Genomic DNA, 12,945 nt, shown 5'->3' on the forward strand with positions numbered 1-12,945 from the left:
CAGTGCCTGAAAACGACTGATCTGTTTTTCAAGCTTTTTCGCGGCTCTCTCGACTAGCGACGTTTTCATGCGCAACGAATCCCAAAAAGAGGGGTAGTTATGAATGAGGTCCAGCCATTATTGATCGAGCCCGTTTTTGTTCCGCATAAATGCTTTCAGCCCATCGCTGGCTTTTTGGATATATAGCCGGTTAACAGCATCCAAGTGCTTGCCCGTATCAGACAGGGCCATGACGCTATCCCTCATGATCCAGAAATTTTGATAGTCCGTTTTGAAAACATGCTGCGCTTCACCGGCAAATGGTAAAAGGAGCAGGATAAGGAATATGCGCATCATCATTGATCAAATATTAAAAGCTGGTTTGGTTAATATAGCTGTAAATTTTTTATTCATTGGCATCCGGCACGATTCGCCCCGTAAATCGCCAGGATAGTTTCCTTTTCAATGGCTCTTGTCTCTTTGATGATAACCTGCACGGTGAAAAACTTATTCGCTTCTCAGACTCTTAACTGGGTTCGCGATGGCTGCTTTGACCGCCTGAAAGCTAATGGTCGCTAAGGCGATCAGCGTTGCTGATAAACCGGCCAAGGCGAAGATCCACCAGTCCACGCTGATCCGGTATTCATATCCCTGCAGCCAGCCATGCATGATCCACCAGGCAATGGGGAAGGCGATCACACAGGAAATAGCAACTAACTGCATCAGGCCTGCAGAAAGCATACCTACGATACCGGTGATACTTGCCCCCAGTACCTTACGTATCCCTATTTCTTTCAGCCTTCTTTCGGCGGTATAAGCAGCGAGGCTGAATAAACCAAGACAGGAGATCAGGATGGCTAATATGGCAAAGACGCCTGACAATTTACTGGTCAGCATTTCACCGGCAAACATCGCGTTGAACTGGTCGTCAACAAATTTATACTGGAAAGGATAGGCGGGATTGATCTTCCTGATCACTGCACCGATGTCTGCTAAAGTCTGTTGGGAATTACGGCCTTCTTTAATGCGGACGTAGAGCAGGTTGGCGTCAAACGCCGATGGCGGCTGGCAAAAAAATATGACCGGCATCGGTTTACCGTACATATTGCCATAAATATAGTCAGCCACAACACCGATCACCGTGTAATTTTTGATCGACGCCTGGTTATTATTATCCGGCATCCGGATAATTTGTCCGACCGGACTATCATTGCCGATCAGTTTGGCAAAGGACGCGCTGATCACCACGTTAGCGTTGTCTGCTGCGACATTGCTGTTGAAATCCTTTCCGCTTAACAGCCGCATACCGGATGTGGAAATAAATTCCGCACTGATGTTCCTTCTGGACACGGTGACTTTGCTATCCGCAGGCTTACCCTGCCACATCAAGTCGTCGCGGGTATTGCCGCCATCAATGGTGGTATGATCTGCCATCGCCACATTGGCAATAGTACCGTTCTTCAGCAACTCTGATTTGACTACCTGGAAATCCCTGGCAAATGCATGCTGCATATCTATTTCCAGTAAATTATCTTTATTGAAACCAAGGTTGCGGTTTTTCACATGTTGTAATTGTAGATAAACGACATAGGTACTGATAATAAAGATCACCGAGATCGCAAATTGCACGACAACCAGGCCTTGCCTGATCACGGCCGCATTACCCGTTTTCAGCCTCAGCCCTTTTAATACTTTCAGGGGATCAAAGGCGGAAAGGTAAAGCGCGGGATAGCTGCCCGCTACAAATCCGCAGATCATAACGATCAACAATAAGGCGATCCAGTGCATCGGTTCCGTTAGGCCCAGGACCAGGTTTTCCTGTACCAGGGTATTAAACGCGGGTAATGCCAAAGCCATCAAAAATAAAGCGCATAAAGCTGCGATGAAAGACAAGATCAATGACTCTGCTATAAATTGAAAGATCAACTTCTTCCTGCCTGATCCCAGTACTTTACGCACGCCGATCTCCTTGGCCCGTTTTTCACTCCTGGCTGTGGAAAGATTCATAAAATTGATGCAGGCTACCAGCAGGATGATCCAGGCGATTCCTGCAAGCATACGCACCTGACTGATCCGGCCTCCGCCGGTTGGTTTGCCATTGGCAAATGCACTGTACAAATGCCAGTCGCGCATGGGGAATAGGAAAGCTGCCGCCGTTTGTTTAGGGTCCCGCTGATGTATAAAAGCGGCCAGTTGCTTATTGACCGCGGACAGGCTTGCGGAAGGGGCTAATTGCACATAAGTAAACGGACCATAACTATCCCAGGTTTCTTCATGGGGGCCGTAGGTGATCTGTTCCTGCCGAAGATTGGCCTGATAAGGGGCGAGCCATTCAAATTGCAGGGTGCTGTTTCCGGGGAAGTCTTTCAAAACGCCGGTGACTACATAGTCATGTTGATTGTTCATCCTGACCCTTTTTCCGACAATATTGGTGGTATGTCCGAAAAATTTGAGCGCTGTTTTTCCAGTAAGCACCATGGAATAGGTGTTTGAAAATACGGTATTAGCATTACCCTCAACAAATGGCAAAGTGAACATGCTGAACAGCGCCGGGTCAGCATATTTCCCCGAGGCGTATATGCCGTTATCCCCGATGGTAAACAGCGAACGTTCATCCTGGTCCGAAATGCGGCAGGTATTCACGATCCCCGGGATTTCTGATTTGATCGCTGCTGCCATCAGTCGTGGCGTGGATCCCATGGTGAAGGTGTTGCTGGCTGTGGTTTGGTTAACCTGGACGCTATACAGATTTTCGCGCTGCACATGGCTATGGTCATAAGTCAGTTCGTTGCCCACCCATAAAAAAATCAGGCCTGCGCAGGCCATCCCGATGGCTAAGCCGCCGATATTGATGGCAGCATAGGCTTTTTGATTGATGATTTGCCGCAGGAGTACTTTGATATAGTTCGTGATCATGCCGATATTGATTAAAGGGTAAACTTTATGATAGTCTGCTAAGGCATAGGGACTTTTCGCAGTATTTTGTCCCTGCAAGCCATGTTTTAGTTCGGCTGCCGGTTGGTTAACTTCTATTTTTTTTAATATGCCTTCAAAAAGCCTGGCACTATCTTTTTCTGTATGCTCCAGCTTAACCTTCCAGTGTTCTGCCAATAGGAAGTAGGTTACTTTTAAAACCGGGTAACTTTTCAGCAGCCGCTCCAGTTCCTGCGCTTCCTCCTCAGTCGCTTCATTATCCAGTTTTTTTGATGCAAGGTTCCAGAATTGATCATGCATATCAGTAGTTACACGTTAGTTATAATATCAATTTATCAAAATCGTGCCACTGAGTTAAAGAATTGATTTTAAATGATTTATAAACAAGCAATTGAAGTGACTGTACGAAAACATTACAGCGGTGTTCGCTTTTGGACGTGTCATTCCACGAGTCACGGCAAACTCATAAACGAACATACGGTGTATCAAAACCGAACGAATATATAGTTTAATTTTTACCTAAATGTCTAATATTCAACAATTTGTTTGTTTGGCATTTTCTTGGAGAATAATTTATTTGAATCAGGATTTAAGGATTGACAAGATATAATCGGATAGCATTCTTAAATATCTGCCTGAACCAGAATTTTAGAAATGACAAATTGATTTGCTTGCATCCTGATTCATGCACCAATGAAATAATATGAAAAGGCATGATAAAAAATTATCTTAAAACTGCGCTTAGAAATCTGGGCAGAAGAAAAGTTAACTCATTTGTTAATATTTCTGGCCTCGCCGTTGGTTTTGCGGCTTTCCTGCTGATATTCCTGGTGATCCAATATGAGCAGAGTTTCGATACTTTTCACACGAAAAAAGACAGTATTTACAGGGTAGTTCGCGCTGCAAAAAACCGGGCCGACGATGGTTACCGGACGGGGGTAACTGTGCCGACTACCTTTGCCTTGCGGTCTGATTTTCCGCAACTATCCAATGTTGCGGCTATCGCAGCCGACTATAACGTGCAGGTTTTAGTACCATCGGCTAATGGATCAGTTGCTAAAAAGTTTAATGAGGGAAACGGGTTGTTTTTTACCGAGCCGCAGTTTTTTAAGATGTTTGATTTTAGCCTTGCTATAGGCAATATAAAAGACGCGCTTACTGAGCCAAACACCGCCCTTTTCACTAAAGAATTAGCCAATAAATATTTTGGCGACTGGAAAACAGCTGTAGGCAAAACATTAAAAATGGATGGCTTGAATATTAAGGTCACAGGGATCCTCAATGATATTCCGCCGAATACAGATTTCCCTATAAAAGGTGTATTGTCCTACGAAACCATGCGTAAGTATGCCGATTTTAATAGCTGGGGAAGTATAAATGATGCGGATTATTGTTTTGTACAGCTGGCACCGAACGAGACAAAAGAACATTTCGACCATTTATTGAACGGATTTATGGGCAAACATACCACGCCTGGTAATGCCGGATACGATCTTGTTTTGCAACCATTAAGCCAAATACATTCGGATTCGCGGTTTAATAATTATAACGGGCATACCTTCAGTAAAGATCTGACCTACGCTTTAGGCGCAATAGGCATTTTCCTGCTGGTTATTGCCTGTGTAAATTTTATTAACCTTACTACCGCGCAGGCCATGAACCGGGGTAAAGAGGTGGGTGTTCGAAAGGTGTTGGGTGGCAGTCGCCCGCAGTTAATGATGCAGTTTTTTGGCGAAACAGGCATAACCTGCTTACTTGCGCTAATAGTGGCAACCGGCATTACCTTGTTTTGCATCCCTTATATCAATAACCTGCTTGGCATTCACATTGCCACAGCTATATTATACAGCAGCAATGTGCTTTTATTTATGCTGCTGGCATTGGCCCTGGTTACAGCATTTTCCGGGTTTTATCCGGCGTTGGTATTATCGGGCTTTAATTCAGTTACCGTACTAAAAGGGGCATCTTCCGGGGCTGAGCGCCAAAAAGGAATTTCCTTTCGCAGGTGTTTGGTTGTATTTCAATTTGTAATTGCGCAAACGCTCATCATTGCAACATTGATAGTTACATCGCAAATGGATTACTTCCGCATGGCCGATTTAGGATTTAACAAAGATGCCGTTATTAACGCCGGTTTCCCAAACGATAGTCTTGGCGCGAGGAAAATGGAAGCGCTACGCAATGACTTGCTAAAACTGCCAGGCATACGTGATTTTAGCCTGAGCATGGCATCGCCGGCGGGCGGCGGATATTATACCGATTTGCGCACACCCGAAAATCACGCTACCGAACCCAATATGATTACGAACATGAATGAAGCAGACACCTCATTTTTTAACTTATATCATTTACAGCTTGCAGCGGGCCGCATTTACCATGCTTCGGATACCATGCGCGAGTTTGTGGTGAACGAAACTGTAGTGCGTAGGCTTGGCTTACCAAATGCGCAGGCCGCCGTTGGAAAAAGGATAAACGTTTCCGGGAAAATGTTACCCATAGTAGGCGTTTTAAAGGATTTTCATGTTAATTCGTTACGGGACCCCATGGTGCCGGTGGTAATGACTACGATGAAAAAAGGATATGGCCTGGTGAGCCTCAAAATAAACCTTGGCCATACAACAACTATTATCCCGGCGATGGAAAAGTTATGGAACCAGTATTTCCCGGATTACATATTTGGATATAATTTTTTAGATCAGTCCATTGCTGCAAGCTATCAGCAGGAAAACCAGCTTTCGTTGCTTTATAAAATATTTTCGGGCATAGCAATTTTTATTTCCTGTCTGGGTTTATACGGCCTTATTTCATTTATGGCTGTGCAGCGTAAAAAGGAGATCGGTATCCGCAAGGTGCTGGGTGCGCCTGTAAAAGATATTTTGGTGATGCTATCAAAAGAGTTCACCATCCTTATCGCCATTGCATTTTTAATTGCAACCCCTGTAGCCTGGTATTTTATGAACCAATGGCTGCAGCATTACGCCTACCGGATAATGATAGGTGTGTGGTTTTTTGCCGCAACTATAGGGGGCTCACTGATTATAGCCTGGCTCACGGTAGGCTACACGGCCATAAAAGCCGCATTGGCAAACCCGGTGAAGAGTTTGAGAACAGAGTAATTCTAAATCAGTATTTATAGGATTTTATGGTTAACGAGATTTGACCAGTTCATCCCGAGACTGTATGTTTTTCGAACCAATTCATTGAAAAATTACGACGAATTGGAAATTTAGGGCAGAATTTTTCAAGTATTTAAACAACCACGTTATTTATCTGCGATTTTTTAAATGAGGTTTATTAGCTTATCAACATAACGAATCTGCGAGTTTGTGATTCAGACTAAGCTTCATTTCGGGTAGCCGACAACTTACAAAGCCTGAACTTTTTTGAGAATGATTTAGGGCTCGCAGCGGCAATAAATGATAATACTTAGGCCACTCAATAGCGAGTAAAGCCCGGTTTCCTAAAGCCGGGCTTTATTGCGTTTGTTCGACAAATGTTGTTTTAGATTGCGCGGCATCCCAGAATTATACGCCTATTCGAACAGGTGAATCAGAACCGTGTGATTTCCGCGTCATCGCTTTTCTTGCTGCTGACCTTAGCCGCACCTGTATAAGCCACACTCGCCGAACCGTGTAGCCAGGCATTTACCTGTATGTTGGCGTTAATAGCTGCATGACCCGAACCGGAAATATGCACTCCTGTTTTAGCAGTGATCAGCTCTTTGGCTGAAAACATACCCGAACCCGAGATATGTGTTTCGACCGTTTCGCATTGACCGCTCAATTTGATCAGACCGGAACCAGCAATCGAAGCGTCCAATGTTTGCACCTCAATGTCGCCGCTGATGCTGGCTGAGCCGCGGGTAACCAGTTTTAACGAAGGGACCGTCACGCTGCCGTTAAACGACAAATTGCAGGAACCGGACGCTTTAGCCGCCTCCAGGTTACGGACGGTCACATACAATTTAAGCTTGGGATGGGTATGCCACCAGCTTTTACCGCTCCACCAGCTTTTTTCACCGGCCGACCAGTTATCATGTTTATTGCGGATATGTAAAGTTTTGCCGTTCACTTCAACGACCAAACGATCAGCGATAACTGCCGGTATTTTATAACTGACGGAATCCGCTGCTCCCTGCCCGATCGTTACTTCGAACGGCCCTTCTACATGGAGGCGTGTAAAATTAGTAAGTGAACGCTGTACCTTTATTGAATCTGCCGGTTGGGCATAAGTATAACGGCCAATGGCAACAAATAGCAAGGCAAGTAAAATTTGGCTTAGTTTTTTCATCTTTTCAGTTTTTTTTGCGTGTTAATGTCGTATGTAATATCGTTCCCTGATAGTTGACATTCAGCGAAACCGAATCGCCCTGCGGGTAATATTTCCCGCTATGTTTGATCGCCGAGCCATCGTCGTCAGCGATGCTGAAACTGAAATCATCGCCGTTGATCCTGGTGTCGGTAATAACTTTTGGCGGCCCTTCGGCAGTGGCAGTTCCGGTCAACTTTCCGTCACTGGTTTGAAATTCATAGTTTGCCGGGTACGTGTTTCCGTCCGGCAGCTTTACGCTGCCCTGCCATTTACCGGCAAGGCCGCTTACTGCCGCAAGGCAGGCCATGACCACGCAAACCAGCGTGGCCGTTAAAGTGATTTTTTTCATATGGATTTGTTTTAATTATTCGCTTTTTAAGCTTTTGACAGGATTGGTTAATGCAGCCTTGACCGACTGAAAGCTAACGGTTAACAAGGCAACCAGGATGGCACCTGTTCCGGCCAGCGCGATCAGCCACCAATGCAGCGTTACCCGGTAGGCAAACCCGTTCAGCCATTTTTGCATCAGGTACCAGGCAAGCGGTGCGGCGATCAAGATAGCGATCAGCACCAGCCGGGTAAAATCGACCGATAGCATCCGGGTGATGGAAAAAATATTTGCACCGAGGACCTTGCGTATGCCGATCTCCTTATAACGTTGTTCGGCCGCATAAGCCGCCAGTCCGAATAACCCGAGACAGGCGATCACGATTGCCAGCACGGTCAGGGCCACGAATACGCCTCCGGTGCGTTCCTCGGTACGGTACAAGCGGTCAAAGTCCTCGTCCATAAAGGCGTAATCGAATTCCCTTCCGGGTGCCAGGCCGTTCCATTTTTGCTTTATTGCGCCCAGGATACCTGCGAGGTTGCCTTTCAGCCTTATGCTCAGCGCACCACGGTCATTCCCCAGGGTCAGGACCACTGGTGTGATTTCCGCCTTGAGCGAACTGAAGTTAAAGTCTTTGACCACGCCGATGATATGATAGCCCCTGAGCTGCTTTCCGTCTGCCACTGGGTAATACAAGGTTTTGTTCAGTACACTCCCGGTACCCATCGTCCTGGCTGCGGATTCATTGATGATCATCGCCGAAGAGTCAGTCCGGAAGTCGGTCGAGAAATTGCGTCCTGCAGCCAGGCGCATACCCAGTGTCGGCAGGTAGTCCTCATCCACCGTCCAGGTCTGCGACTGGACGGCCTTTTTCTGGTCCATGTCCTGGGTCTGGAACAAGGCACTGCTATTCCGCGCTTCGGAAGTCGGCAGATAGCCGGTCAGCGCTGCGCTACTAACCCCCGGTATCGCTGCGATCTCCCGCTTAAAAATCGCGGCATCGTGACCAAGATCATTCGTGTTCCGTATAATGAGTACCCGGTTCCGGTCAAAACCCAGGTCGCGGTGACGGATATATTGCAACTGGTCGTACACTACCAGGGTGGCCACAATCAGCAATACAGCAACCGAAAACTGGAACACCACCAAGGAGCTGCGCAGCCAGCTGTTTTTGAAGCCTGCGGAAAGCTTTCCCTTCAGCACCGCTATCGGCCGGAAGCCGGAGAGAAAAAGAGCCGGGTAGGTGCCTGCCGCCAGCCCGACCACAACCGTGATAACGAGCGATGCGGTACCAAGCCAGAGCCAGTTCATTCCGGTCAACTCCATTTCTTTTCCAGCCAGGTCATTAAAAAAGGGCAGGCAGGCCATAACCAGGATAATGGCAATGACCATCGCCGTAAAGACCAGCAGCATCGATTCCGAAAGAAACTGTACGATTAGCGAACCGCGTGCCGAACCCAACACTTTGCGTACCCCAACCTCTTTGGCGCGACCGGCCGATTTCGCCGTCGAAAGATTGATAAAGTTAATACAGGCTATGACCAGTATGAACAGTGAAATAAAGAAAAAGAGGTAGAGGTATTGTTTGTCCCCGTTATGGCCAAGTTCGCCGCTACGGCTGGACTCCAGGTGGATGGCGGTAAGCGGCATCAGACTCAAGCGGAAATAATTACCGCCCTTTTCAAAATCGCTCAAGCTGACATGAGCCATATTTTGCAATTGAGGCCCGATGTAGCGGCTCATCAGTCCCGGCAGTGCCGCCGACAATAGCTTGGGATCTGTGCCTTTGCGCAGCAGCACATAGGTATTATAATCATTGCTCAGCCACACATCCGAACGACTGTCGGCGAGCGAAGCCATCGACAGCAGGAAATCAACATGGAAATGCGAACGCTGCGGAATGTCCTGCATCACACCAGTTACCTTATAACGGTCTTTCTGATTCAGCGTCAGGACATGGCCTACCGCATCTGTGGTGCCAAAATATTTCAGCGCCGCCGTTTTGCTTATGACCGCCGAATTGGGTTCTTGCAAGGCGTTGGCCGGGTTGCCGCCGAGCAGCGGCAGCGTAAATACGGCGAAGATGGAAGGGTCTGCAAATGCGACCCCATCTTCGCGTAATTCCTGATCGTCCTTTTTGACGATCACCGTCCCGGCGCTTTTCAGCCGCACACTTTCTTCAACAATAGGGAAGTTTGACTTTAATACAGCCGCCAGCGGTGCGGGTGCCTGGGCATAGGCCGTTGCATTGCCCGCAAAGCGGGTGTCTTCGTTGATCCGATAGATGCGATCTGCACCTACATTGAAGCGGTCGTAGCTCCATTCATCCATGACATAAAAACCGATCAGCAGGCACGCCGCCAGCCCGATCGCCAGTCCCAGGATATTGAGCGCGGAAAAGGCTTTGTTCTTTACCAAATTCCGGTAAGCTATTTTTAAATGATTGCGAAACATATAATTGCCGTTTAATTTTTCGTGAGACCACTTTGGTGGGGTTTCATGGTTCAAAATTAGCGGCGCAAATTGCCGGTGACTGCCCAACTTATAAGATGGGTAATTTTTTTTTAGGTTATTTTTATATTCCAGCGGCCTTTTTCCAGTTACTTGTTTGAAAATACGGGTAAAACTGCTTTGGGAATTGAAACCCGCTTCATAAGCAATCCCGAGCAGGGTGATATGATCATAAGCCGGGTCCTGCATTTTCCGCGCAACATCCCGGACACGGTATTCATTGACAAAATCGTTAAAGCTTTTTTTGAGCCCATTATTAATGATCCGGGATAATTCATGCGTATGCATCCCCAGCCTGTCAGCCAGCCCACCCAGGCTTAGTTCAGCATCCCTGTAAAAAAAGCCGGCCTCCATCGCTTTCTTCAACCATGCACCTTTTTGCCTTGATTCCGCTACGGGCAATGGTTTTGATGGACTTGTTTGCAGCAGCACTTCCGCTGGTGGTTTTAAGAAGGCTATTGCTGCGATCCGCAGCATAATTAATGCAAAAACGATATAAAAGGGATAATAATTGGCTCGGGCTAAGCGGCCATCATAAACCCAGTAACCGACTGCGGCATACAGGAGCCACAAAAGACACAAAAAGGACGCCGCTTTCAATAAGCGTCGTAACCAGCGAAGTTGCATAAGCGGCCGATCCATCAGGACTGGTTGCAAACGCCGGTAAGCATCCTGTATCAATTGCTGTGAACGATATAGGTAGATGATGATTGAGGTTAATGCCAATACCTGGATTACCGGGTTCAGCGACCGGATGGTGAGGCTGCCAGCCGTTTCCATCAAGACCGGGCTGAAATGCAGCAGGTCCTTCCAGGCAAATTGATGGCCGGGCCGGGTTATTTTGAGCACATAAAAATAGATCAGCGGGCCCATGGCCAACGAATATTGCAGCGGTAACCAGTCCCAACCGGGCAGGTCGGTTCCCAGCCGGATGTCCATGCCGAGTACCCGCACCATTCCTAACAGCATAATGGTTAACGCCATGGCAAGAACACGGTTACCGGCACGATTGGCGGTTTGGTTAAACCATAACAGCAGGGCAAAGGTCAGCGCAATAAATATGGTCCCTACAAGGAACAAATCATACAATGTGATATGGAAAATATATGAATTCAATTTAAAGGATAGGTCAAATCCTGTTCCAAAGTTATAAATGTATTGGCATACAGTAAATTGCACTTTTATTTTCCAAGATATTGTAACAAAAGCGAACAGCTGGCCGTCCGGTTTCGACAGGCAATACCGCGCGCATAGCAGCGCCGATTTGAATTTGATAAGAAAGGAAATAGCAATTAACACTGAAGAAGTTGAGGAGGTCAAAGTGTTAGTCTACCCGCGCATAAAATCAACAAAAAGAGGCTGTCTCGAAGGGTACAGCCTCCTTAAAACATCTTTTAATTTTCTTCAGTACTTTTCGGTAGTACCGAAGTTTAAGTCCCCTGACCGGGCTAGAACCAGCGCCCCTCTGATTAACAGCCATAACGTGTCATGCTTTTTACTTTGCGAGTTTTTATTTATAGCTGATAATCTGCATTTTACAAAAAAAAGTCATTGTGTTGTATTTTACGTTATTTATGCCTCGTTTTTGCAAATTTCTCACCGCGAAATTTATATATAAAATATTTATTATCAATTAGTTGTGTGATAAAATTACTTATATTGGGGTAAGTTATATCTGTAGTACAAGCATCAGATATTATATCTTTGCTGTGACATGAAATTTTTAAATTCATTATCAATACTCGTTTTTAGTTTTGTTTCCCTTTCGGCAGATGCTCAGCAGTCATCTCGAAACGTCGATTTAGCGACGCCTGATTCAATGAGCAAGGCGATCCGTATAATCGGAGAGCAATTTGTAAGAACATCCGGGCATTATGGTTTATCCATCGGCCTTATCAGGAATGGGAAAAAGTACAGTTATAATTTCGGAACAACCGAGGCCGGCAAGCATATCAGGCCAACAAATCTTACCATTTATGAAATAGCTTCGGTTACCAAATCGTTTACCGGGATACTGTTGGCGCACGCTATTCTGGAAAAACGAATTAGCTTAAAGGATAACATTCAGCAATATATGCCAAAGCCTTTTCCAAATTTGACCTATAAAGGAATACCCGTAAAAATCGAAGATCTAGCCACCCATACATCAGGACTGCCAAAGTTTGCTCCCAGTTTAGACAAAGATCTTTCTCCGGATCAGCTTATGAAACGCTACGACAATTTTTCCCCGACACAATTTTTAAATGTCTTATCCGGCATTAAACTCGACACGATCCCTGGAACAAAATTTATTTATTCGAATGCCGACGCTCAGCTTATAGGGATTATTCTGGAGAAAATTTATCATACTACCTATGCTGAGCTTTTAGAAAAGTACATAACAGGGCCGCAGCAAATGAACGATACCAAACTTGAAATTAAAAATCGGGACACGATTCGATACGTTAGAGGATACAATAGTAAAGGCGAAGTCATGCCAAGGCTTGGCTGGTGGAGACTTACCCCGGGGGCTGGTTATGTTAAATCTGATATTTCGGACATGCTGAAGTACTTGCAGCTGAATTTAAACGAAAGAAATCCCGCAATCAAACTTGCTCATCAACCAATATTCGATGTGTCTGAGGAAGGTGCGGACAGCATCAGACTCTTCTGGTTCACAAAGAAGTCAGCAGAAAGTGAAAAGGTGATTTACCATGCTGGGGGGAGCTTTGGAACCACAAGTTATTGTGAAATCCACCCAGATCAGCAGGCTGCCATTATAATACTCACCAATGATGCAGGGACTGGCACAGAAGATGAACTCAAAATGTTAGCGTCCCTGATATTGAAAGTCAAAAAATAATTGAATTAGCCGGACTTACCTTGCGCCGGAATGAAATAGT

Annotated in this window: 7 protein-coding genes; 2 read left to right on the forward strand and 5 right to left on the reverse strand. The window is 46.1% G+C overall.

From position 1 onward, the window contains the following. Positions 1-117 precede the first annotated feature (117 nt). Together AC1RM2_RS23270 and AC1RM2_RS23275 are read right to left on the reverse strand one after the other, a co-directional pair. Positions 118-339, reverse strand: a complete 222-nt coding sequence (locus AC1RM2_RS23270) for a hypothetical protein (RefSeq protein ID WP_492987527.1) — start codon at positions 337-339, stop codon at positions 118-120. Positions 340-486: 147 nt separating this feature from the next. Then, positions 487-3,213, reverse strand: coding sequence for an ABC transporter permease (locus AC1RM2_RS23275; RefSeq protein ID WP_492987528.1), 2,727 nt, complete (start codon positions 3,211-3,213; stop codon positions 487-489). Between the two features lie 413 nt (positions 3,214-3,626). Here AC1RM2_RS23275 and AC1RM2_RS23280 point away from each other — a divergent pair, with 413 nt between their 5' ends. Continuing rightward, entirely contained in the window at positions 3,627-6,029 is a 2,403-nt protein-coding gene (locus AC1RM2_RS23280) for an ABC transporter permease (RefSeq protein WP_492987529.1), read from the forward strand. 433 nt (positions 6,030-6,462) lie between these two features. On the opposite strand, the gene AC1RM2_RS23285 is transcribed toward AC1RM2_RS23280, so the two are convergent. From AC1RM2_RS23285 to AC1RM2_RS23295, 3 genes are read right to left on the reverse strand one after another with little or no spacing between them, the layout of a single operon-like run. After that, entirely contained in the window at positions 6,463-7,203 is a 741-nt protein-coding gene (locus AC1RM2_RS23285) for a head GIN domain-containing protein (protein ID WP_492987530.1), read from the reverse strand. A gap of 4 nt (positions 7,204-7,207) precedes the next feature. Beyond that, complete coding sequence (locus AC1RM2_RS23290) at positions 7,208-7,573, reverse strand: hypothetical protein (protein ID WP_492987531.1); 366 nt, start codon at positions 7,571-7,573, stop codon at positions 7,208-7,210. A 15-nt stretch (positions 7,574-7,588) separates the two neighbouring features. Beyond that, complete coding sequence (locus tag AC1RM2_RS23295) at positions 7,589-11,383, reverse strand: ABC transporter permease (RefSeq protein WP_492987532.1); 3,795 nt, start codon at positions 11,381-11,383, stop codon at positions 7,589-7,591. Between the two features lie 394 nt (positions 11,384-11,777). Between AC1RM2_RS23295 and AC1RM2_RS23300 the strand changes: the two genes are divergently transcribed. After that, complete coding sequence (locus tag AC1RM2_RS23300; protein ID WP_492987533.1) at positions 11,778-12,905, forward strand: serine hydrolase domain-containing protein; 1,128 nt, start codon at positions 11,778-11,780, stop codon at positions 12,903-12,905. Positions 12,906-12,945: the final 40 nt, after the last annotated feature.

This window comes from Mucilaginibacter sp. GW822-FHT03E02 (genome assembly GCF_058801545.1).